Below are 23,137 nucleotides of genomic sequence, written 5' to 3'. Positions count from 1 at the left end.
CGGCGAGATACGCCGGGCCGCCTCTCTGTGCGTACAAGCCGTTCTCAGGTGATCGAGACGCCGCTGTCGATGCTGATGACCTGGCCCGTCATACAGTCCTGGTCAAGGAACAGGGCGGCGCTGCGCGCCACCTCCTCGACCGTGACGAAGCGCGGAATGGGTGCCTTGCCCTCCATCCCCTCGATGACGTGTCCCGGCAGGTTCTCCGTCATTCCCGTGATCATGAACCCCGGGGAGAGCGCGTTCACCGTCACCCCGCGTCTGCCGCACTCAGCGGCCAGGGTGCGGGTGAGGCCGATAAGACCAGCCTTCGAGGCGGAGTAGGCCGTCTGACCCGCCGTCGCGATCAGCCCGGAGGGCGACACCACATTGATGATCCGGCCCCACCGCTGCCTGAGCATGTACGGAACGGACACCCGCGCGGTGTGGAACGAACCGATCAGATTGGTCTGGATGACCTGCTGCCAGTCCGTCGGCGACTGCATCGCCATCAGCGCGTCCTTGCGGATGGCGCCGTTGTTGACGAGCACGTCGACCGGGCCGAGCCGCTCACCGATCTCGGCGTACATCGCGGTGACGGCGTCCCAGGAGCCGACATCGCCGGTGACGACGGCCGAGTCGTTGCTCAGCTTCTCCCGTACGGCGTGGGCCGCCGCCTCCGAGCTGTTGTAGTGGACGGCGACCCGGCAGCCGAGCGCGTCGAGTTCGAGTGCCAGCGCCTGCCCGAGCCCGCCGGACGCCCCTGTGACGAGGGCGACCGGCCGCTCGGGACGGGTGCCCGGCTCGCTGTTACGGCTCATTTCCTCTCCCCGCCCCACTCAAGGAGCATCGATCCCCAGGTCATTCCCGCGCCGAAGCCGGCCAGCAGCACCTGGTCGCCGGGGCGGATCCGGCCGTCCTCCAACGCCTCGGTGAGCGCGATCGGGATGGACGCCGACGCGGTGTTGCCGTACCGCTCCAGGTTGGTGACCAGCGCCTCCGGCCGCAGACCGGTGTGGCTGAGGATGGAGTTGATGATCCGGATATTGGCCTGGTGCGGGATGATGTGGTCGACATCGGCGGCGTCGACCTTGGCGCTCTCCAGCGTCTCCCGGACCGTACGGACCGTGTAGCGCACGGCGTTGAGATAGATCTCGTTGCCGTTGATCTTGGCGAAGTGCAGCCCCTCGCGGACCGTCTCCTCGGTGGTCGGCATCCTGCTGCCGCCCGCCAGCACCTTCAGACTGCCGGTGCACGAGCCGTCCGCGCCGAGGTTCCATGCCTTCACCCGGTTCTCCGGGCCAGGCTGGAGCACGACCGCACCGGCCCCGTCGCCGACCAGGATCGACAGATCGCGGTCGGCGGGGTTGGCCGTCAGGGTATGGGTGTCGGAGCCGATCAGCAGGATGGGCCGGGGATCGATGGCGATCAGCGCCATCGCCGACACCAGACCGTAGACAAAGCCCGCGCACTCCGAGTTGACGTCGTGCGCGCTGCCCGCGATGCCCAGATCGTGGTGGACGAAAGCGGACGTGGCCGGTGAGGGCTGCTCGGGCGTGGCGGTGGCGACGATCAGATGGGCGATGTCGCCACCGCTCAGGCCCGCCTTCTCCAGCGCGCGCCGGCCGGCCTCGACAGCCAGCGAGGCGGTCGTCTGTCCCGGCCCCACGGCGCGGCGCTCCCGGATGCCACAGCGGCTGACGATCCAGTTCTCGTCGACACCGAACCGCTCCGCGAGCTCCACGCTGGTGACCTTGCGCTCGGGTACGGCCATGCCCCACCCGGTGATGTCGAAGCCGTTCACGGGCGCTCTCGCTACGCCTGCGCCGGCTGCGGGACGAGCGCGACGATCCGCTCGTACACATGCCGCAGCGTGGTCGTGTCATCGAGATCCGCGAACAGCGACTCGTCGGCGGGGATGTGCGGGTACTGGTTCTGGAACCCGTACAGCCACTCCATCAGGTCCAGCGAGTCGACGTCCGCGATGTGCTGGAGCGGTGCGTCGGGGCTGACCTCCTGCGCGCCCGACACGGCCTCCAGCTGGCTCGCCAGTTCTTCGATGGTGGGGAGCGTCATGAGCTTCGGTCCTCTCTCGCGGTGCATCCGGTGTCGAGAGGCATGGAAGCGCGGCGCGCGCAATCCGGACGCAACACCGGTGACGCGTGGCCGTCTTGCACATCTGTTGCGAGCCACGCGGTTATCTCGTGACCGCATCACACGGTCGGTACGAGCGGCGCAGCGACAGGATCAGGAAAGAGGTCGAGGATGACAACGGTCGCACCCAGGTCGGTGGACCCCGAGGTCGACGCGGTCAGACACCACTACGAGGTCAGCAACGATTTCTACCGGCTCCTGCTGGGCCCGACCATGATGTACTCCGGCGGCTACTGGGAGCAGGACGAGGATCTCGTCGCGACACTGGACGAGGCACAGGAGCGCAAGCTCGACATGTTCGCCGAGCTGGCCGGGGCGCAGGGCGCCCGCCGGGTGCTGGACATCGGCTGCGGCTGGGGCACCATGCTCAACCGGCTCACCACCGTGCACGGGGTGGAGGAGGCGGTCGGACTCACGCTGAGCCGCACCCAGGAGGCGTTCATCGCCGGCCTGGACAACCCGCGGATCACCACGCGGGTGGAGAGCTGGGCGGACCACGCGACGGACGAGAAGTACGACGCGGCGTTCTGCATCAACGCGCTGGAGCACTTCGTCTCCTCCAACCTGCCGCCGCGTGAGCGCACCAAGCGCTACCGCTTCTTCTTCTCCCAGGTGTACAAGGCGCTGAACCCGGGCGCGAAGTTCGTCCTGCACACGATGACGGCCGAGGCCCAGCCCATGAACCGGGAGCTGCTCGCCGATCTGAAGTTCCTCCAGCGCTCCGAGTTCGAGGGGATGCACATCCCGCATCTCCACGAGCTGACCGCCGCGGCCGAGGGCCAGTTCGAGGTCGTGGAGATCGTCAACGAGCGGGAGTCCTTCGCGATGGCGTGCCGCGCCTGGCTGAAGCGGCTGGCCGAGGACCGTGCGACGGCGGTCGCCCTGGAGGGCGAGGAGGTCGTGGCCCGCTTCGAGCGCTACCTCGACATCTTCGCCTACACGCTCGAAGACAAGTTCTTCAACAACTTCCGCGTCACCATCGCGCGCAGGGGCTGAGGAGGCCGCCGTGACGAGCATTCTCGAACCCGCCCGCGAAGACGGGGTGAGCAACGGTACGGAGCCGGAGCGCCCGGCGGGCCGGGGACCGACCCGTCATCTGCGGGTCGCGGTCATCGGCACCGGTTTCTCCGGCCTGGGAACGGCCATCCGGCTGCTCCAGCGGGGCATCGACGACTTCCTGGTCTTCGAACGGGCCGAGGAGGTGGGCGGTACCTGGCGCGACAACGACTACCCCGGGTGCGCCTGTGACGTCCAGGCCCATCTCTACTCCTTCTCCTTCGCCCGCAACCCGGAGTGGAAGAGCACCTTCGCCAAGCGCGACGAGGTGTTCGCGTATCTGCGGGACTGCGCCGACCGCTTCGGGGTGCGCCCGCACATCCGCTTCAACCACGAGCTGATCGCGGCCCGCTGGGACGAGAACACCCGGTGCTGGCACATCGAGACCTCGGGCGGCGAGTACACCGCCCAGGTCCTGGTCACGGGCGCCGGCTATCTCAGTGAGCCGGCCGTCCCCGATCTGCCGGGGCTCGGTGACTTCGAGGGGAAGGTCTTCCACTCGGCGCGCTGGGACCACGACCACGATCTGACCGGCAGGCGCGTCGCCGTGATCGGTACGGGAGCCTCGGCCATCCAGTTCGTGCCGAAGATCCAGCCCGAGGTCGGGCACCTCGACCTCTACCAGCGCACGCCTCCGTGGGTGGGCCCCAAGAACGACAAGGAGAACAGCGCCTTCCACACGAAGATGCTGCGCGGCTTCCCCGGCTACCAGGGCTTCCGGCGCAACTTCAACATGTGGGGCCGGGAGGTCCTGGCCTTCGCCTTCGCCCGGCCCAAGGTCGCCGAGAAGGTCCAGAAGATGGCCTCGGACCATCTCAAGAAGAGCGTCGAGGACCCGGCGCTGCGGGAGCGGCTCACCCCCGACTATGTCGTGGCCTGCAAGCGGCTGCTGTTCTCGAACACCTGGTACCCGGCGATCCAGCAGCCGAACGTCGACATCGTCAGCGACTCCATCGACCAGATCCGGGCCACGTCCATCGTCACCAAGGACGGCCGGGAGCGCGAGGTGGACACCATCATCATGGGTACCGGCTTCCTCGCCACGGACCGTCCGATCGCACGGCGGATCTGGGGCCGGGACGGGGTCCAGCTCCGGGATGCCTGGAGCGAGGGGATGTCCGCGCACCGCGGCACCACCATCGCCGGTTTCCCCAATCTCTTCATGCTGCTCGGCCCGAACACGACGCTGGGGCACTCCTCGCAGACCGTGATGATCGAGTCCCAGATCGCCTACGTCATGGACGCGCTCAAGCAGATGGACAAGCGCGGGCTGTCCAGCGTCGAGGTACGGCCGGAGGCGCAGCGGGCGTACAACGCCACGCTCGACAAGCGCCAGGCGCGCGCGGTCTGGAGCGCCGGCGGCTGCAAGAGCTGGTACCTGGACAGCGCCGGGCGCAACCCGTCGATCTGGCCCACGTACACCTGGCGGTTCCGCAACGGCACCAAGCACTTCGACCTGGGTGAGTACCAGCTCGCCACCACCGTGGGCGCCGGGCGACCGGCCGTCAACCACGCATGACGAACGGGAGAACGGACCAGATGAGCACCAACACCCCTTCCCGGCGCAGAGTCCTGGGCTCCATGGCCGCGACCGCCGCGACCGTCGTGGGCTGGAACGTGGCCACGCAGACGTGGGCCACCGCGGCCGAGGCGAGCCGCGGTCAGGGCGGCGGCAAGGTGTCGCCCGTACCGGCGCTGGACGGCACGCTCACGACCTCGGCGGCCGACCTTGTGCAGTTCAGCAAGGATTTCGGCAATCTGGTGTCGGACATCACTCCCTGGGCCGTGCTGGTGCCCGGCTCCATCAATGACATCGTCAAGATGGTCAACTTCGCCCGGTCCAACAATCTGAAGATCGCCGCGAACGGGCGCAGCGGCACCGGTGACGATCTGGAGTCACACTCCAACTACGGCCAGGCGGCGGTCCCGGGCGGTATCTCGATCGACTCGCGCGGTCTGTCGAAGATCGTCGGCATCGGTGCGAACACGGCCGTGGTCGAGGCGGGTGTCACCTGGCACCAGCTCACCGAAGCGGCCCTGACCAAGGGCAAGATGCCGCCGGCCATGCCCGACTACATGCATCTGTCGATCGGCGGCACGATCAGTGTCGGTGGCATCGGCGGCACGGTCGGCAAGTACGGCCTGGCGGTCGACACCATCGAGTCGATCGACATCGTCACGGGTGCCGGGCAGCTCCTCACCGCCTCCCCCTCGGTCCGCCCCGACCTGTTCAACGCCGCGCTGGCCGGCGGCGGCCAGGTGGGCATCATCGTCCGCGCCACGGTGAAGATCGTCCCGCCCAAGGAGCGGGTGGTCGTCTTCAACCTCGTCTACAACGACGCGGCGACCTACCTCGCCGACGCGGAGAAGGTCCTGGCGGAGGGCCGGTTCGAGGTCCAGGCCGGGGAGCTCCAGCGCAGGCCGGACGACTCGGGCTGGCGTTACAAGATGGAGCTGGGTGCGACCTACACCGGCACCGCTCCCGCCCGGGATCCGCTGATCGCGGGGCTGCGGGACGTCCGCGCCGAGGCCGTCATCGACGACATGGCGTTCCTCGACTACGTCTACCGGTTCGACGCCTATGTCGAGTACTACAAGGAGGCGGACTACTGGGACCAGCCCAAGCCCTGGCTGAGCCTGTTCCTGCCGGCCGCCAAGGTGAAGCAGTTCCTCCAGATCGTCGAGGCCGACCTGACCGCGAACGACCTGGGCATCGGCTTCGTGCTGACGTACCCGTACCGCACCTCGAAGCTCAAGCGTCCGATGGCGGTGCAGCCGAACGACTCGGTGGGCTACCTCTTCGACCTGCTGCGCTTCCCGCACCCCGGTGAGCCGGACATCGCGGGGATGCTGGAGCAGAACCGGCGGCTGTACGACAAGGCCGTGGCGCTCGGCGCCAAGCGCTATCTGGTCGGTGCCATCCCGCGGATGACGCCCGCGGACTGGAAGAAGCACTTCGGCAACCGCTACTCCGACCTCTGCAACGCCAAGCGGCGTTACGACCCGGCCGGCATCCTCACGCCCGGTCAGGGCTTCTTCGCCTGATCCGGCCCGGCCGCCCCGGAGCGGGGCCCCTCCCCGGGCCCCGCTTCCCGGCCTTCCCATCCGCCGCCCCACACAGGGAGACTGGCATGAACGGCTACGACATCATCGACGAGGCGGTGGTCGACGCCCCCGCGGACGTCGTCTGGGACGCGCTCATCGCCGAGTTCCGCGGCGCCGCCCGCTGGTGGGTGCCCGCCAACACCTTCGCGACCGTCTCCGGCACGCCCGACGAGGTGGGCGGCGAGGTCGGCGTGACGGTTCACACCAAGGGCGTCGACAAGGGCGGGCTCAAGCTCCGCTTCACCGCCCGTACGGTGGCCGTCGTGCCGGGCCGCCGACTGACCGTCGAGTATGTCGACGGAGTCTTCCGCGGCCCGGCCGACTTCCGCCTGGAGCCGCTGGACGACGGCCACCGCACTCGCGTCACCATGCACTTCCAGGGGCGCCCGCACGGCAAACTGAAGCTCCTGTCCAAGGTCGCCGACATCGGCGCCGAGCACTCGAAGGCGACGCTGGCGGCCTTCGTCGCGCTCAACACGCTGCTGACCCGACCGCTGGCCGGGAGGACGCGGTGAACCCCACGGTGTCCCTCTCCCGCACCGAGGAGACGACAGTACGCACGGATGACGGCGCCGCGCTCGCCGTCACCGTCCTCGCCCCGCTGCGGGCACCGACCGGCGCGACCGTCGTACTCTCGCACGGCTGGGCCGCGGGCCGCCGGGTCTGGGGTACGGTCGCCGACCGGCTGATCCGCTCCGGCCACCGGGTGGTGCTGTACGACCAGCGCGGGCACGGCGCGTCGGGCCTGGGCAAGGAGCCGGTCGCCATCCGCCGGTTCGGCGCGGACCTGGCGGCGGTGCTGGGCGAGACCGGTTCGCGCGACGCGCTCCTGGTCGGACACTCCGGCGGCGGCTTCGCGGCCCTGTCGTACGTCACCGCCGACCCGGCCGCCGCGCACCGGCTGCGCGGTCTCGTCCTGCTGGGCACCGCCGCGCACGACCAGGACACCCCGGACAGCGAGGTGCGCATGATGGGCAGCGCGCTGTTCTCCCGGGCCCTGCGGCGGCCGGCCCTCGGCCGACGGCTGCTGGCCCAGACGATGGGCAGAGGGGTCGACCCGTACGCCCTCGAAGTCAACCGCCAGATGTTCGCGGCGGCTTCCCCGCGGGTACGCGCCGACTGCTTCGCCTCATCCCGCGGCATGGATCTGCGCGCCGCCCTGGCCACCGTCGAGGTGCCCGCCGTGGTACTCGCGGGCGAGCACGACCGGGTCGTGAAGCCGGAGCTCGGCGACGCGCTGGCCAAGGCGCTGCCCGACGCGCGGTTCGAACGCCTCCCCGGCGCCGGTCATATGCTGCCGCTGGAGCGGCCGGCGGAGATCGTACGCGCGGTGTCGGGCCTCATCGACCGCCCTCGCTGAGACCGTGATCGAGGAGATTCTGCCCCCGGGCGTCAGATCGGCCGAAGCGTTCGACGATCTGGCGCCCGCGCCGCTGTTCCCCGAGGAGGCGGCGCTGATGGCGGGCCGACGGCAGCGCAGGCGCGCGCAGTTCGCCACGGCCCGCGCCTGCGCGCGCCGCGCCCTGGCCGAACTGGGCCTGCCGCCCGCGCCCATCCTGCCGGGCGCGGGCGGTGCGCCCCGGTGGCCCGACGGGGTGGTCGGCAGCATCACCCACTGCGACGGCTATCGAGCGGCGGTGGCGGCCAGAGCGAGCGACGTGTCCGCGCTGGGCATCGACGCGGAGCCGGCGGGGCCGCTGCCGCGCGGGGTACTGGGCCTGATCTCCTCCGCCACGGAACGCGCCGCGCTGGAACGGCTGGGCGCGCAGGCGCCCGGGGTGTGCTGGGACCGCCTGCTGTTCTCCGCGAAGGAGTCGGTCTACAAGGCGTGGTTCCCGGCCACGGGGATGTGGCTCGGCTTCGGGGATGCGGAGGTCCGCCTCGCCCCGACAGGCACGTTCACGGCAACGCTGCGCCCGGCGACGGCTTTGCGGTTCGAGGGGCGCTGGCTACAGCGAGCGGATCTCGTCCTGACGATGGTGGGTGTCCTGGCGGGGTGCGGGTGCGGTACGCCTCCGGTGGAGCACGGGGGCGTGGCCGGGAGCGGGTTGTCGCCGGGGGGCGCTCCGGGGCTCGCACCCGGGATCGCGTGATTGACGGCGCGGTTCTGGCCGTTCGTTGGTTCGGGCGTTCGCGCGCCACACATCACGCTCTACGTCCCGGACGCGCCCCCCTGCACGCCCCCCGCCGGACGGCGCCACCGGCTCAACGGTCCAGGACCACCGTCTGCCTCACCGCCCCCTGACGCTCCACCGGCTCTCCCCGCCCGCCCTTCCGGAACTCCTGCGGACTCAGCCCCCGCACCCGCTTGAAGGCCGCGCTCAGCGCGAACGCCCCGCTGTACCCCACCCGTCGCGCCACCGTCGCCACCGTCGCGTCCGGCTCGCGCAGCAGGTCCGCCGCGAGGGTGAGCCGCCACTCCGTGAGGTACGCCATCGGCGGCTCGCCGACGAGCGTCGTGAAGTGCCGGGCCAGACCCGCGCGGGAGACGCCGACGTTGTCCGCGAGCGAGGCCACCGTCCACGCCTTGCCCGGCTGTTCGTGCAGCAGCCGCAGCGCCGGGCCGACCACCGGGTCGCTCTGCGCGCGGTACCAGGCGGGCGCGCCGGACTCGGGGATCGCGAGCCAGGTGCGCAGGACACTGACGAGGAGCAGGTCGAGCAGCCGGTCGAGGACCAGCTCCTGGCCGATTTCGTCCTTGCCGATCTCGTCCGCGAGGATGCGTACCAGCGGGTTGTCGCCCACTTCCGCCGGGCGCACGAGCAGTACGGGAAGCGCCGCCAGCAGTCGGCGGCCGATCTCGCTGGGGGCCTGGTACGTACCGCTGAGCATGACCGAGGAGCCGGCCCGGCTGTCGTCGCCCCAGGTCCGTACGCCCAGGGCCATCGTGTCGGTGACGTCCTCGCCCTCCGTGGTGTTGCAGCGTTGTTCGGGGCCCACGACGATCTGGACGGGGGTGTCGGGCCGGTCCGCGATGGTGTACGCGTCGGGACCGCGCATCACGGCGACGTCTCCGGGGCAGAGCCGCGCCGGTCGACCGTAGTCGGGGAGTACCCAGGCGTCGCCGCGGACCATCGTGACGACGGAGATGGGCGCCCGGTCCTCGACCCGCAGGGACCACGGCGGGCTGAAGACCGACTTGAGCAGGAACGCGCCGCGGGCCTTCGGACCTTCGAGCAGACCGGTCAGTGTGTCCATGTCATCACCTTAGACGATGCCGTATGCCGGATCACCGTTTCCTGTGAATCCGTCTCAGGGTGAGGCGCGCCCGCCCTCCCCGCGGGGGAACGAGTTGAGAGGGCGGGCGCGGTTCCGGGTGGGCCGGGGGACGTCAGAGCGGCTGGGCCCCTCCCCTGCCGTGCAGGACCAGGGCGCGGCCGAGGGCGCCGAGGGCCGCCGTGCAGGCCAGGGTCCTGACGATGTTGGCCGAGGTCCACGGCCGTTCGAAGCGGCCGCGTACCACGCCCAGGTCGGTGGTGCCGCCCATTGATACGGCGCGGGCCAGCATCCTGTTCAGCGGAACGTTGACGCACACGGTGATCCCGACGGACAGGGCGTAGAGGGCGAAGGCGGTCCGGGTCCAGCGTGCGGCGTCCGACCTGCCCAGGCGACGTTGGAGTACGGCGGCGACGCCCGTGGCGAGAAACACCCCGACGAAGAGCAGGCCGAACAGGGCGCTGTTGTCGATGATCTGGTTGATGGTGCTCATCACGGTGACGAACGTACGGTCGTCGGCGTCGGCGAGTCCCGGCATGACCGAGACGTCGAAGGCGTAGTAGAGCCCCGCCATCAGCCCGGTGCCGATGGTGGCGGCGGTGAGCACGGGGCCGGCGACTGCTTGAGCGGTCCGCATCGGGGCTTCCTCATCCGGTCGGGCGGTCACAGGGCGGGCGGGGCAACAGGGGCGTTGCAACGGCGGCGGGTCAGCGGGGGCGGGTCACGCCGGTGAGGGTCCGTTCGTACCGTCGGCGCAGCACCGTAGCGCCGATCAGCCGCACGGGCGGCGGGATGGTGGCGGCGACATGCGCCACCGACCGCTTGTCCGCGCCGTCGAACATCCAGGGCTGGAGACGCGTCATGACGGTGAACGGGGCACTGGCGATCACCTTCCGTTCGACGGCGAGGTATTCGTCCGGGGAGAGCCGGGCGAAGACGGGGAACGAGACGGCTTCCTCGTCCCGCAGATGATCGCGGAGCACGGACTCGAAGCGGGTGGCCGCGGGGGCGACGGCGGCGGGGTTCGCGCCGGGCCGCAGTGCGGCCGTGACCGCTTCCATGGCACGGTCGAGCACCGCGTGGTCGTCACCGAGCCGCCGCGCCTCGTCGGTGAACTGCGGTGCCCTGCTCAGCAGTCCCGGCCAGAGCACCTCGTCCTCGCTGTGGTGGTGCCAGTCGATGATGCCGCGCAACTGCCGCCACCACGCGGCGGCGGCGCCGAGCCCCGCCGGAGTCAGGGCGGGCGCGGCGGCGAGCAGCCGGCGGGCGTCCCGGCGCATCGCGATGTGCATCAGCGCGAATCCATGGAAGTGACCGGGCAGGGACGCGAGTCCGTACTCGCTGGACATGGGGGTACTCATGGCGGCCTCCTCGCCGATGGTGCGCCGGGCGCCATCGGCGCGGAGTCGTCCGCGTACCGGTGACGCCCGGCCGTTCGCCGTGCGGGATCAGACGTTCCAGACGCCGCTGGCGGCGGCCTCCCGGGCGAAGTCGGAGAAGTCACGGGGCTTGCGGCCGAGGGCTTCCTCCACTCCGTGCACCAGGAACGCGTTGCGGCCGTCGAGGATCAGCCCGAACAGGTCGGCGAACTCGACCGGCTGCCCGTGCTCCGCCAGCGCGGCGCGGTAGTCGTCGATCGAGACCGGGATGTAGCTGATGTCCCGGCCGGTGGCCTTGGACAGCTCGGCGGCGACGTCCTGGAAGCTGAGCAGCCGGGGGCCGGACAGTTCATAGGTCTTGCCGATGTGCTGGTCCCCGGTCAGCGCGGCGACGGCCACATCGGCGATGTCGTCGGTGTCCACGAAGGGCTCGACGGCGTCACCGGTCGGCAGCGCCAGCTCCCCGGCGAGTACGGGGTCGAGGAAGAAGCTCTCGTTGAAGTTCTGGTTGAACCAGCTGGCCCGGACCACGGTCCAGTCGGCGCCGGACTCCTTCATCTTCTCCTCGGCGACCTGGGCGCCCTCCTCGCCGCGGCCGGAGAGCAGCACCAGACGGCGGGCGCCGTGGGCGACGGCGAACGCGGAGAACTCGCCGACGACCTCGGCGGCCCCGGGGAAACCGAGGTCGGGGTAGTAGGTGATGTAGACGGCCGAGATGCCCTCCAGCGCGCCCTCCCAGGTCGCCCGGTCCTCCCACACGAAGGGACGTTCGGCGGTGCGCGAACCGATGCGTACCGGAAGGCCCTTGCCGGCGAGTCGCTCGGCGACCTTCCGTCCGGTCTTGCCGGTGCCACCGATGACGAGCGTCGTCTTCGTCTCTGCCTGGGCGTTCTGCGTGGTCTGTGTCATGCGTACAGTCAAGTCCACTCCGGTGAGACGGAACATAGCCACGAAGCTCAGTTCCATACGCGTACGTCTACGGTCGCCTCGCGGAAACGCTCAGGAGTAGCCCATGCCGCCGCAGACGTTGATCGCCTGCGCGGTGATCGAGGCGGCGCTGACCGTCGTGAGATAGCCGACCAGACCCGCCACCTCCTCCGGGGTGGAGTAGCGGCCGAGCGGGATCTTCGCCTCGAACTGCTCCTGGACGAAGTCCTCGGTGGTACCCCAGGCCGCGGCGTATCCCTGGCGGACCCGCTCGGCCGTCGGGGTCTCCACGTACCCCGGGCAGACCGCGTTCACGGTGATGCCGAGGGGCGCCAGCTCCTTGCCGAGGGACCTGGTGAAGCCGACGACGCCATGCTTGGAGGCGGAGTAGGGGGCGCCCATCAGGACACCCTGCTTCCCGGCGGTCGAGGCGATGTTGATGATGCGTCCGTAGCCCGACTCCAGCAGGCCGCCGTTGGCCAGTGCCTCGCGGGTCAGCAGGAACACTCCGTTGAGGTTGGTGTCCATCACGTCGTACCAGAGCTCGTCGGCTATCTCCGCGGTGGGCCCGCCGCCGCCCCTGCCCGCGTTGTTGACCAGGATGTTGAGCGGGCCGAACTGCCCGACGACGCTCGCCACCAGCGCGGACACCGACGCGCGGTCCCGGACGTCGGCGACCGCGCCCTCGGCCTCCATCCCCTCCGCGCGTAGATCCTCGACCGTCTGCTTGACCTCCTGCGCCGTGCGCGCGCAGATGAAGACCCGGTGCCCCCGGCCACCGAGCTCCCGTGCCACCCCGAGCCCGATCCCCCGTGTCGCGCCCGTGATCAGGGCCACCGGATTTCTCGGGGCCTTCATCGGTCTTTCCTGGTTCGCAGTGACCCCAGAACCTGAATCTCCACGGCTTTCCTCCACACCTCGTCGAATCCCCGCCGAATGACTCTTCGACGCCAGGAATGTTAGTCCCGCGCGGGCCGCGCTTCTTGAATTCTTGAGTAACCGTCGAGCACATCTCCCACGCCTCCCTTTACCGGGCACGGCGGAGGAATTGGGGTGCACGACAACCGTCGAAAAGCGCGGTGGAGCAACGCCGTGCGAACAATGGGGAAACTCCGTGCCCCGATCGTCGGGTGCGCACGGCGCACGCTCCCTCAGGACTCGGGAGCCGCTGGGACTCAGGAGCCGCTTGACGACCGAAGAGCGCGGACGGCCTCGACGCGCGCGCCACGGTCGGGTGCCACGTCCAGTTCGAGCAGCAGGCGCGGGATCACCACGCTGGGCAGCAGATGCGCCCACATCACCGACATCCGGCGTTCCACATCACGGCCGCCTGCCACGGCGCGGGCGCGGAGCTCGATCCCCGCCCAGGCGCTGACCACCAGTTCGGCCGTCTCCCGGGGCACGACATGCGGCAGCAGTTCGCCCCGCTCATCCGCCCGCAGCAGCAGGTCCTCGCTCAGCCCCGCCCACGCCGGGAAGGGGCTGACCTCGGAGAAGTCGACCGACCCCGGCTCCAGGGCCAGCCGGAGACCGGCCCTGACGATCGGGTCGTGCAGCGAGCGGTACGCGACGGCCATCGTCATGTCGACCAGTTCCTGGACGGGGGAGTCCGCCGGTTCCACGGCGAGATCCCCGGTCAGCTCGCGCAGCACACCCCGGGCCAACTCCTCCTTGGACGAGAAGTGGGAGTGCAGGGCGCCCTTGGTCGTCCCGGAGCGTGCCATGATCTCCGTGACCGTCGCGGCGTCGTAGCCGTACCGCTCGAAGACGGAGGCCGCCGCTTCCAGGATCGCCGCGCGTGTTCCGGCTGTCACCGGCTTCCCCTTCGTTCGCTGTCGAGGGCACCTGCCGAACCGGCCGGTCCGTGTGTTCCGGCCGCGTACTCCTCGACCACCGCGAGATGGCGGGCGGCCCGCAGGCCCGCGACCGGGCGGCGTGCCAGGGGTAGCCGGCGCAGGGCTCGCCTGCGCGAGCCGCGCGTGAGCAGATCGATGGAGAACGGGGACTCGGGCGAGAGCAGGAAGGCGCGGGCCCGGCGCCGCGCGCGGCGCCGCAGGACGACATAGAACCCCACGGCGACAAAGAAGTTGACGGCCACCTTGACGGCGAGTCCCGCGGTGGAGCCGAGCAGGGGGGAGTCGAAGAACCAGTGCATCGCCATGGCGGTCAGCAGACAGAGTGCCGCCGGTACGAGCCGTCGGCGCACCGGCCGCTCGGTGTGGGCGAGCAGGATGCCGACGCCCGTCCCCGCGACGGCGGTCATCGCCCAGTGCGAGCCGAGACCCGTCAGCCCGACCCGGGTGACGAAGGACTGGAAGACGTCGTTGTCGGCGTTCACTCCCCCACCGCTGAGGATGGAGTTCATCGCGTAGGTCCAGTTCTCCATGACCTGGAAGCCGAGTCCGGTGAAGGCGCCGAGGAAGAAGCCGTCGAGCGGGCCGCGCACCAACTGCCGTGCTCCGAGGGCGATCAGCGCGACGCCGGACACCTTGAGCAGTTCCTCGTTGAGCGGCGCGGTGAGGGCGGCGCCCCACCGCGAGCCGAAGTCGATACCGGCCGCCTTGAACCAGATCCCCTGGAGCCCGCCGTTGGCCACGATCGCGCAGCCCGTCGCCGCGGTGGCCCCCCAGGCGACCCCGCTCCAGGCCCAGCCGCGCGGCGGCGCCTGGAACGGTCGTACGCGCCCCAGGACGGCCACCCCGATCCCCAGCGTGACCAGCAGCAGCACGAAGGCCAGCAGCGCCGAGCCGGGGAACACCCGGATGGCCGGGGCGAATTCGAGGACGAGCAGCGCGAGACCGAGAGCGCACAGGACACCGCACAGCCAGCCCACCGGCCGTCGTCGGACGGAGCCGCGCAGTCCGGTGTACGCGGAGGCGACGGCCGCCGTCATGGCGCCTCCCGGGGAAAGGCGATGGAACGGACCGTCGCCGCGGCGTCCGCCGAGACGCGCGGCTCCGCGTCCGGCCCGGCCAGTACGGTGATCTCGACCGCGTAGGACTTGTCGGGCGCCAGCCACACGGAGGCCGTGCCCGTACGCCCGCCACGGGTCAGTGTGCCCGTCTCGCCCGCCGCGCCCCCGGCGCTGGTGACCGGGCGCGGAGCGCCGAGCCGGGCGTTCTCGTCACCGACCGACTGGACCTTGCGCAGGCCCTCCCACAGCTCCTCGACCTCACGGGGCGCGGTGAGGGCGACATACCCGGCGACCAGATCGACGCCGTCACGGGTCAGTACGTACATCGAGTCCGGATCGCTCTCCGCCTTGCTGAGCGCCCAGCCCGCACCGGTCACCCGCAGCACCGCGATGTCGTCATCGGGCCCCAGCTCCAGCAGCGTCCCGTCCGGCAGCCGCTCGTGATCGTTCAGCGCCCGGCCGATCAGTGGCCAGCCCGCGGTCAGAGCGGCCATGACGAGCAGGACGCCGATGACCGACGACCGGGCCCGCCGGGAGGTTCGCCGCGATGGGCGCCTGATGTCCGTTGCGGAGTCCATCTCCCTACGGTCAGTCAGCTGCCGCGTTCACGCAGCGTCAGTGACTCATACGAGTGGCCCCGGAACCGGCGCCCACGTCCCCGCCGGGACGGCCCTGGGCATCGTGGCGCAGCGGGGTGAGCTGCTCGATGTCATAGCGCAGCCGGAGATCGGCGATGGCGGCGGGATCGGGCGTCCCGCCGTCCTTGAGGATGTCGAGCAGTTCCTCGAAGTATCGCTCGTGGTCGGCGGGCGGGGACGACTGGAAGAACATCTTGGCCGGGCCGTCGCCCCGGTTGGCGAACGCGTGCGGGCAGCCGGGCGGCACGACGATGACCGTACCCGGTGTGGCGCGTACCGACTTCAGCCCCGACGCGGACTCCCAGTGCCGCCAGTCCTCGCTGAGCACCCGCGGTTCGAAGGCCAGCACGTCCAGCTCACCGTCGAGGATGTAGAACAGCTCCTCGCTGTGGGTGTGGCGGTGGGCGCCGACGTCGAAGCCGGGCGGTACGACGACCTCGAAGCTGGAGGAGACCCGGGAGTGCTCGCCGGTGACCTTGAAGGTCACCTGCTGCGCCTCGGTGAGGATGGTGGTGCCCCCGCCCGGAGGGACGATGAGCCCCTCGGCCTGGGTCAGCTGGGTCATGCGGCGCTCCGTGACGGTGGGGGTGGTGGTCGTGCGGCGGTGCGGTGGCGCGGGGCGGTCGTACGGCGGTGCGGGGGCCCGGGGCCGTTCGGGTGACGCCGGTCCGCGCGCCCGTGGGGTCGGCGCTCGCCGCCGTCGTCATCTCACCGGTTCGCTCACGGGCGACGGCCCGCTTTCGCGCTCCAGTCTTTCCAGCAGCCCGCCTCCGGTCATCGCGGTGTCGAAGGAGGCGCCGGTGGTCGTCCAGCGCCCCAGTGCCATCTCGGCGGTGATGCCGGGCCCGAAGCCGGCGACGATACCGCGCGCGCCGTCGGCCACGCCGCCCTCGTCGAAGAGCCGGCGCACCGCGTCGAGGACGACGGCGCTGGCGATGTTGCCGTACTCGGTGAGCGTGCCCCGGCTGAACCGGAATGCTTCCGGCGGCACTTCGAGGAAGTGGCTGAGGTCGTCCAGGATGCGCGGGCCGCCCGCGTGGATGATGTAGAAGTCGAGTCCGGTGGCGTCCCAGCCGTGCTGGTCGGCGATGGTCCGCAGGGCGGGCGCCAGCGGCTCCATGGTGGTGGGTACCCGCTTGTCCAGCAGGAAGTGGAAGCCGGTGGCCCGGACGCTGTAGGCGATCCAGTCGATGGTGTCGGGCACGAGGTGGGAGCCGTTGCGCTCCAGCGCGATCCCGGTGCCGCCCTCCCCGCGTACGACGGCGGCGGCGACCGCGTCGCCGAACAGCCCGTTGGACAGCAGCGATCCGACCCCGAGGTCGGTCGGCTGGTAGCAGAGCGAGCAGAACTCGCAGGCGACGATGAGTACGTTGGCGCCGGGGTACGAGCGGCAGAAGTCGTGCGCCCTGTTGATGGCCGCGCCACCGGCGGCGCAGCCGAGTTGGGCGATCGGGAGCTGCCTGGTGTGGCCGGGGAAACCCATGGTGTTGATCAGCCAGGCGGTCAGCGACGGCATCATGAAGCCGGTGCAGGAAACATAGACGATCATGTCGATGTCCGCGGGGCGCAGCTCGGCGTGGTCGAGGGCGCGCTCGACCACCTCGGGGACGCGTGCCTTCGCCTCCGCCTCGTACAGCATGTTCCGGTCTTCGAAGCCGGGATGCCGGAGCGTGTCCTCGATCGGCTGGACGATATGCCGTTTGGCCACTCCGGTGTTCCGGATCAGCCGCAGTGCCAGGGGCAGTTGAGGATGGTCCGCGTGCAGCGAGCGCGCGAGAGCGAGTGTGTCCTCCATGGTGATCACATACTGGGGAACCGAGACCGCGGGTTTACACAGAGTCGCCACGACGCTCTCTCTCCTTCATCCGTGTTCGCTGTGAACTGCGGCCCACACTCACCGGTGGTCCCCCGCCCCGCAACCCGGGAGGGGGAGGCGGAAGGAGGCGGCGACGGCTGCCCTGAAGGGTAAGGCGCGGGATCCGAAGAACCTTCGGGGCTCGCGCGGTGACTACGGAACGTGACCCGGGGGGCCGGGCCGCCTCGTCCATCCGGGTGACACCCGCCCGATGCGGGGCACCCCCGGCGGCCCACCTGATCGGTGACTCACTGTGCTCCCGGGGTGGCCGCGACATGCCCCGACACGTCACTGATTGTCAGTCCTGTCGTCGTGGTCGTCGGCCGCCACGAGCGTGGGTTCGGGCGGCGCCCTCGCGTCCGGCGAACCCTGTCCAGGAAGCCGTCGAGCGTACGCCCGTTCGGGTCGTGCGAAGAGCGGAGTCCGCCGTCCCGTCGTAGGAGCGCCTGAGCACGTACCGCGGGGGCCGGGACGTGCCGCGGGGGCGGGGACGTGCCACGGCCGTTCGTCCACCGCGGATCCGCAAGTTCCCTCGCGGGCCGGGGAATCCGGCGGACGGCTCTCGCGAACACCGTCGGACGTGTGGCTCCTCACGCCCCTGTCCTGACGGTTGTGTGGCGGGCGTAACCGGGCGCGATCACCCGGCGTGACATCCGGGTAACGAGCGCTACGTACAGTCAGGGCCCGACCGTCCGACCACGAAGGGGCACGCACGTGACCGCACCGGATCAGCGGGCCGACGCCGTCGCCAAGGTGCGCACCGTCTGCTCGTACTGCGGTGTCGGCTGCGGGCTCGTCCTCGATGTCGCGACGGACGCCCACGGCCGCAGATCCGTGGTCAGGGCGGCCGGTGACACCGCGCACCCCGCCAACGCGGGCCGGCTCTGCACCAAGGGCGCGACGAGCGCCGACATGCTCGCCGCCCCCGGGCGGCTGACGAGTGCGCTGGTACGGCAGGACCGCGGCGGCGAACTCGCGCCGTCGGCGATGGATACGGCGATCAAGGAGACCGCGCGCGGGTTGCGCGCGATCGTCGACGAACACGGCCCGGACGCGCTGGCCCTCTATGTCTCCGGGCAAATGACCCTGGAGGCCCAGTATCTGGCCAACAAGCTGGCGAAGGGGTTCGTGCGTACCCGTTGGATCGAGTCCAACTCCCGGCTGTGCATGGCGAGCGCGGGCAGCGGCTACAAACTGTCGCTCGGCGCGGACGGACCCCCCGGTTCCTATCAGGACTTCGACCACGCCGATGTCTTCCTCGTCATCGGCTCCAACATGGCCGACTGCCACCCGGTCCTCTTCCTGCGGCTCATGGAGCGGGTCAGGGCGGGCGCGAAGCTGATCGTGGTCGACCCGCGCCGCACCGCCACCGCGGCCAAGGCCGATCTGTTCCTGCCGGTCAGACCGGGGACGGATCTGGCGCTGCTCAATGGGCTGCTGCGGCTGCTGGTCGACAACGGCCACACCGACCCGGGGTTCATCGCCGAGCACACCGAGGGCTGGGAGGCGATGCCCGCCTTCCTCCAGGACTATCCGCCCGCCACGGTCGCGGAGATCACCGGTGTGCCGGAGGAGGACCTGCGCCGGGCCGCCGAGTGGATCGGCGGCGCGAGCGAGTGGATGAGCTGCTGGACCATGGGCCTGAACCAGAGCACACACGGCACCTGGAACACCAACGCGCTGGTCAATCTGCATCTGGCGACCGGCGCCATCTGCCGCCCGGGGAGCGGTCCGTTCTCTCTGACGGGTCAGCCCAACGCCATGGGCGGCCGGGAGATGGGCTATCTGGGTCCGGGACTGCCGGGGCAGCGTTCGCTTCTCGTGGCCGAGGAGCGGACCTTCGTCGAGAAGCTGTGGGGCATCGAGCCCGGCGCCCTGCGGGCGGACGTGTCGGGCGCGCGACGGCCGGGCGAGGACGGGTCCGGCGCGGACCGGTCCGCCGAGGGCACCGTGGAGATGTTCCGGCGGATGGCCGACGGGGACATCAAGGCGTGCTGGATCATCTGCACCAACCCCGTCGCGTCCGTGGCCAACCGCACGACCGTCGTCCAGGGGCTGGCGGCCGCGGAACTCGTCGTCACCCAGGACGTCTTCACCCACACCGAGACCAACGCGCACGCCGATGTCGTCCTCCCGGCCGCGCTGTGGTCGGAGGCCGACGGTGTATTCGTCAACTCGGAGCGCACGCTGACGCTCGGCGCGCGAGCGGCCGACCCGCCGGGCGACGCCTGGCCGGACTGGCGGATCATCGCCCGGATCGCCTGCGAAATGGGGTACGAGGACGCGTTCGGCTACAGCTGCGCCGAGGAGATCTTCGACGAGATCACCCGCGCCTGGAACCCGAGGACCGGCTACGACCTGCGCGGGGTGACCTATGAGCGGCTGCGCCGTACCCCTGTGCAGTGGCCCAGCGCGTCCCCGGCCGGACCTGACCGCAACCCGGTCCGTTATCTCAACGACGGTGTCAGCCAGACGCTGATCGAACGGGCGGACGGCACCAGGCCCCGGCTGGCCTTCCCCACGGCCTCCGGCCGCGCCGTGTTCTTCCCGCGCCCGCATCTTCCGGCGGCCGAGCTGCCGGACACCGCGTTTCCGTTCATCCTCAACACCGGCCGTCTCCAGCACCAGTGGCACACGCTCACCAAGACCGGGAAGGTCGCCAAGCTCAACCGGCTCGCGCCCGGCCCCTTCGTGGAGATCCATCCTCAGGACGCGCGGGTGCTGGGGGTCGAGGAAGGCGACTCGGTCGAGGTGGCGTCCCGGCGGGGCCGGGCGGTGCTGCCCGCCGTCGTGACCGACCGGGTCCGGCAGGGGGAGTGCTTCGCGCCCTTCCACTGGAACGATCTGTTCGGCGCGGATCTGAGCGTCAACGCGGTCACCAACGACGCGGTCGATCCGGTCTCGTTCCAGCCCGAGTTCAAAGTGAGCGCGGTATCCCTCGTCAGGCTCGCGGCGCGGTCCTCGCACCGGGACGACAGGCCCGCGCCCGTACCCCTGTCGTCGCCCGCGCCCGCGTCCGTACCCCTGCCCGCGTCCACGTCCGCGTCCGGCGTGCTCGCGGACCCCGGCGCCGCGCTCGGAGACATGACGCCCGGACACTCCGGGCCCGGCCGCGAGATCGTCGTCCTGTGGGCCTCACAGACCGGCAACGCCGAGGAGATCGCCGCGTCCGCCGCACGGCGACTGACCGACGACGGCCGGGCCCCGAGACTCCTCGCCATGGACGACATCACACCCGAGGCGCTGCCGCGCGCCGCCGATCTGCTCCTCGTCACCAGCACCTTCGGTGATGGCGAGGCGCCCGACAACGGCGCCCGGTTCTGGCAGACCCTCGGCGCGCCCGGCCTGCCGCGGCTGGACGGTGTGCGCTACGCCGTCCTCGCCCTCGGCGACTCCTCGTACGCCGATTTCTGCGGCCACGGCCGACGACTCGACGAGCGGTTCTACGAGTTGGGCGCGGTCCGGCTGGCCCCGCGCACCGACTGCGAGCCGGAGTACGAGCGATCCGCGGGTCAGTGGCTCGATCAGATGGCCGCCGCTCTGCGTGCCCCGGCGGAAGGGGAACCGGCCACCGCGCCGGACGGCGCGCCCGCCGTACGCGCCACCGCCCCGGTCCCCGGTCCCCTTCCCGCCGACAGCCGCCCCCGCGAGGCGTCCCCGGCTCTCGCGCGGTTGACCGGCAACCGCCTGCTGAGCCTTCCCGGTTCAGCGAAGGAGGTACGCGAGTTCACCTTCGACACATATGACTCCTGCGACCGCGCCACCCCTCTCCTCCCCTACGAGGCCGGGGACGCCCTCGGTGTGCGACCGCTGAACTGCCCCGGTCTGGTGGCGGAATGGCTGGATGTCACCGGTCTCGATCCCACGGTCACCGTGGAGGTGCCCGGAGCCGGTCCGGTGCCGCTGCACGACGCCCTGCACCGCCATCTGGACATCACGTCGATCACCCCCGCTCTGCTCCGCCTCGTCGCCGAGCGCGGTCGCGACCGGACCCTCAGAAAGCTCCTGCGCCCGGACAACAAGGGTGAGCTGGCGCAGTGGACTTGGGGCAGACAGGCGGTCGATGTCCTCGCCGAACACCCTGTCCGGGCCACCGCGGCGGAGTGGACGACGGTCCTCGGGCGCCTTCGGCCGCGTCTCTACTCCATCTCGTCCAGCCCGTTGACCGACCCCGGACACCTCCGGCTGACGGTCTCCGTGGTCCGGTACGAGAACCGTCAGGGCCGCGCGCGCAAGGGCGTCGCCTCCGGGTTCCTGGCGGACGCCCCGGCCGGCAGCGCCGTACCGGTGTATGTGCGACGCGCCGCCCGCTTCCGCCCGCCCGCCGACCCCGCCACCCCCATGGTGATGGTGGGACCCGGCACCGGCGTCGCGCCCTTCCTCGGTTTCCTCGAAGAACGGCGGGCCCGTGGTCATCGGGCCCCCAACTGGCTCTTCTTCGGCGAGCAGCGCCGCGCCACCGACTTCTACTACCGGGACGAACTCGACGCGTTGCGCACGGACGGCACACTGACCCGGCTGGACACCGCCTTCTCCCGCGACCAGCGCGTCAAGGTCTACGTGCAGGACCGTATGCGCGAGCACGGCGCCCGGCTCTGGGCCTGGCTCCAGGAGGGCGCCCATTTCTATGTCTGCGGCGACGCCTCCCGTATGGCCAAGGATGTCGACCGCGCGCTGCGCGACATCGCCGCCGCCCATGGCGGGCTGGACGAGGAGACGGCCGGGGCGTACGTCCAGCAGCTCGCCGCCGACCGGCGCTACGTCCGCGACGTGTACTGACACCCGGTTCGCCGCCGCGGGCGGACATCGAGCGCCCGCGCGCCGGCCGATGCCCGTGTCCTCCTTGCCGAGTGGGTCGTTTGCCCAGCGGAGGAAACGACTTTGGTGATGCCTCACATGCGTGGACATGCTCCGTCGGTGGACGCCCTGATCAGCCTTGTCGAATGCGCGCCGCACGCCGGCGCGGTGCGTGCCAAGGAGACCGCCTCATGAACCATCCCTCCCCGCTCTCCCCGCAGCCGGAGTGTCCGGCCCACTCTCCGGGTGCGGAAGTGCTTCCCCTGTCGGCCGCGACCGGCGCGTCCGAACCCCGCGAGGTCTACCGCAGACTGCGCGAACAGTGGGGCAATGTCGCCCGCGTCGAGCTGGAACCGGGCGTACCGGCCTGGCTCGTCATGGGATACCGGGAGTTGCTGACGATCACCCGGCAGGAACAGGTCTTCTCCCGCGACGCGCGCAACTGGCGCGATCTCAACGAGGGGGTGGTTCCGCCGCATTCGGGGCTGCTGCCGATGATGGCCTGGCGTGCCAATGTCATCGGCGCGGACGGCCCCGAGCACCGTCGGCTGCGCCAGCCGCTGGACGACGGTGTGGCGCGGATCGACCAGCGCCGGGCGCGCCGCCAGGTCCAGTCGGTGTGTACGGAGTTGATCGCGCGCTTCTCCCAGCGGGGCCGGGCGGATCTGGTGAACGACTACGCCACGATCGTGCCGTTGCTCTCCATCGCGTCCCTGTTCGGCCTGGACAGCGCGGAGGGCCAGGAGCTGCTGCGGGCGCTCATCGCGCTGTTCGGCAGCGCCGACGACTCACAGGACGGCAACCGCCACTTCGAGGAGATCCTGGTCGACGCGTTGCGCCGTCGCCAGGAGTGCCCGACCGACGATCTGACGACGGCGTTCATCAACCACCCCAATCTGCGCAACGAGTCGGAACGCATCCAGTCGATGGCGGTGATGATCTCTTCGGGTACCGAGGGCGTCAACGCCTGGACATCGCTGACGCTGCGGCTGATGCTCACCGATCCGCGTTTCGCCGCCCGTATGCACGGCGGCCGGCTCGGTGTGGACGACGCCCTCGACGAAGCCCTCTGGCGCGACCCGCCCATGAACAACATGCCCGCCCGCTACGCACTGCG

General features: G+C 70.7%; 21 protein-coding genes. 8 read left to right on the top strand and 13 right to left on the bottom strand.

Translation table 11 applies throughout. From position 1 onward, the window contains the following. Positions 1-44: 44 nt before the first annotated feature. Genes ABTZ59_RS19270 through ABTZ59_RS19260 form a run of 3 tightly spaced genes read right to left on the bottom strand, consistent with a single transcriptional unit; the run spans position 45 to position 2,055 of the window. Entirely contained in the window at positions 45-800 is a 756-nt protein-coding gene (locus tag ABTZ59_RS19270; RefSeq protein WP_249950402.1) for an SDR family NAD(P)-dependent oxidoreductase, read from the bottom strand. Further along, on the bottom strand, positions 797-1,783 hold the full coding sequence (locus tag ABTZ59_RS19265; protein ID WP_249950401.1) for a 3-oxoacyl-ACP synthase III family protein: 987 nt from the start codon (positions 1,781-1,783) through the stop codon (positions 797-799). Before ABTZ59_RS19265 ends, ABTZ59_RS19270 begins: the two co-directional genes overlap by 4 nt. Before the next feature lie 11 nt (positions 1,784-1,794). After that, positions 1,795-2,055 carry a hypothetical protein gene (locus ABTZ59_RS19260; RefSeq protein ID WP_030355857.1) on the bottom strand — a complete coding sequence of 87 codons (261 nt, stop codon included), beginning with the start codon at positions 2,053-2,055 and terminating at the stop codon, positions 1,795-1,797. A 189-nt stretch (positions 2,056-2,244) separates the two neighbouring features. Here ABTZ59_RS19260 and ABTZ59_RS19255 point away from each other — a divergent pair, with 189 nt between their 5' ends. The 6 genes from ABTZ59_RS19255 to ABTZ59_RS19230 all read left to right on the top strand — a co-directional run bounded on the left by ABTZ59_RS19255 (position 2,245) and on the right by ABTZ59_RS19230 (position 8,387). Continuing rightward, entirely contained in the window at positions 2,245-3,129 is an 885-nt protein-coding gene (locus ABTZ59_RS19255) for a class I SAM-dependent methyltransferase (RefSeq protein ID WP_351402966.1), read from the top strand. A 10-nt stretch (positions 3,130-3,139) separates the two neighbouring features. Next, entirely contained in the window at positions 3,140-4,708 is a 1,569-nt protein-coding gene (locus tag ABTZ59_RS19250; protein ID WP_351402958.1) for a flavin-containing monooxygenase, read from the top strand. A gap of 20 nt (positions 4,709-4,728) precedes the next feature. Beyond that, the gene (locus tag ABTZ59_RS19245; protein WP_351402953.1) at positions 4,729-6,234 is read left to right on the top strand and encodes an FAD-binding protein; all 1,506 of its coding nucleotides are present in this window, start codon (positions 4,729-4,731) and stop codon (positions 6,232-6,234) included. Between the two features lie 86 nt (positions 6,235-6,320). Further along, positions 6,321-6,809, top strand: a complete 489-nt coding sequence (locus tag ABTZ59_RS19240) for an SRPBCC family protein (protein WP_351402945.1) — start codon at positions 6,321-6,323, stop codon at positions 6,807-6,809. Then, entirely contained in the window at positions 6,806-7,654 is an 849-nt protein-coding gene (locus tag ABTZ59_RS19235; RefSeq protein ID WP_351402938.1) for an alpha/beta fold hydrolase, read from the top strand. The genes ABTZ59_RS19240 and ABTZ59_RS19235 overlap by 4 nt, the downstream gene beginning before the upstream one ends. 4 nt (positions 7,655-7,658) lie before the next feature. Further along, positions 7,659-8,387, top strand: a complete 729-nt coding sequence (locus ABTZ59_RS19230; protein WP_351402928.1) for a 4'-phosphopantetheinyl transferase family protein — start codon at positions 7,659-7,661, stop codon at positions 8,385-8,387. A 112-nt stretch (positions 8,388-8,499) separates the two neighbouring features. Here the strand turns inward: ABTZ59_RS19230 and ABTZ59_RS19225 are convergent, their stop codons facing one another. The 10 genes from ABTZ59_RS19225 to ABTZ59_RS19180 all read right to left on the bottom strand — a co-directional run bounded on the left by ABTZ59_RS19225 (position 8,500) and on the right by ABTZ59_RS19180 (position 17,214). Next, complete coding sequence (locus tag ABTZ59_RS19225; RefSeq protein ID WP_351402911.1) at positions 8,500-9,492, bottom strand: AraC family transcriptional regulator; 993 nt, start codon at positions 9,490-9,492, stop codon at positions 8,500-8,502. A 133-nt stretch (positions 9,493-9,625) separates the two neighbouring features. Then, on the bottom strand, positions 9,626-10,147 hold the full coding sequence (locus ABTZ59_RS19220; RefSeq protein WP_351402901.1) for an anthrone oxygenase family protein: 522 nt from the start codon (positions 10,145-10,147) through the stop codon (positions 9,626-9,628). Between the two features lie 70 nt (positions 10,148-10,217). After that, positions 10,218-10,871 (bottom strand): hemerythrin domain-containing protein, encoded by a 654-nt coding sequence (locus tag ABTZ59_RS19215; RefSeq protein ID WP_351402897.1) that lies wholly within the window; start codon positions 10,869-10,871, stop codon positions 10,218-10,220. A gap of 87 nt (positions 10,872-10,958) precedes the next feature. Continuing rightward, on the bottom strand, positions 10,959-11,798 hold the full coding sequence (locus ABTZ59_RS19210; protein WP_351402892.1) for an NAD(P)H-binding protein: 840 nt from the start codon (positions 11,796-11,798) through the stop codon (positions 10,959-10,961). A 90-nt stretch (positions 11,799-11,888) separates the two neighbouring features. Further along, positions 11,889-12,674, bottom strand: a complete 786-nt coding sequence (locus ABTZ59_RS19205; RefSeq protein ID WP_351402885.1) for an SDR family NAD(P)-dependent oxidoreductase — start codon at positions 12,672-12,674, stop codon at positions 11,889-11,891. A 317-nt stretch (positions 12,675-12,991) separates the two neighbouring features. Continuing rightward, a complete protein-coding gene (locus ABTZ59_RS19200) occupies positions 12,992-13,630 on the bottom strand; it encodes a ScbR family autoregulator-binding transcription factor (protein WP_351402872.1) in 639 nt (212 codons plus the stop codon). Then, on the bottom strand, positions 13,627-14,709 hold the full coding sequence (locus tag ABTZ59_RS19195; RefSeq protein WP_351402860.1) for a PrsW family intramembrane metalloprotease: 1,083 nt from the start codon (positions 14,707-14,709) through the stop codon (positions 13,627-13,629). The genes ABTZ59_RS19200 and ABTZ59_RS19195 overlap by 4 nt, the downstream gene beginning before the upstream one ends. Continuing rightward, entirely contained in the window at positions 14,706-15,308 is a 603-nt protein-coding gene (locus tag ABTZ59_RS19190; protein WP_351402853.1) for a hypothetical protein, read from the bottom strand. Before ABTZ59_RS19190 ends, ABTZ59_RS19195 begins: the two co-directional genes overlap by 4 nt. Positions 15,309-15,345: 37 nt before the next feature. Then, on the bottom strand, positions 15,346-15,933 hold the full coding sequence (locus tag ABTZ59_RS19185; protein ID WP_249950386.1) for a cupin domain-containing protein: 588 nt from the start codon (positions 15,931-15,933) through the stop codon (positions 15,346-15,348). Positions 15,934-16,071: 138 nt separating this feature from the next. After that, positions 16,072-17,214, bottom strand: a complete 1,143-nt coding sequence (locus ABTZ59_RS19180) for a type III polyketide synthase (protein WP_351402843.1) — start codon at positions 17,212-17,214, stop codon at positions 16,072-16,074. 723 nt (positions 17,215-17,937) lie between these two features. Between ABTZ59_RS19180 and ABTZ59_RS19175 the strand changes: the two genes are divergently transcribed. Continuing rightward, positions 17,938-22,002: a bifunctional nitrate reductase/sulfite reductase flavoprotein subunit alpha gene (locus ABTZ59_RS19175; protein WP_351402839.1), complete on the top strand. Its 4,065-nt coding sequence runs from the start codon at positions 17,938-17,940 to the stop codon at positions 22,000-22,002. A 209-nt stretch (positions 22,003-22,211) separates the two neighbouring features. Beyond that, on the top strand, positions 22,212-23,137 hold a 926-nt coding region (locus tag ABTZ59_RS19170; protein ID WP_351402834.1), incomplete at its 3' end, for a cytochrome P450 family protein.

The organism is Streptomyces sp. NPDC094034, from assembly GCF_040303865.1.
Classification (GTDB): domain Bacteria; phylum Actinomycetota; class Actinomycetes; order Streptomycetales; family Streptomycetaceae; genus Streptomyces.
This window is presented reverse-complemented; position numbering and strand designations above follow the sequence as displayed.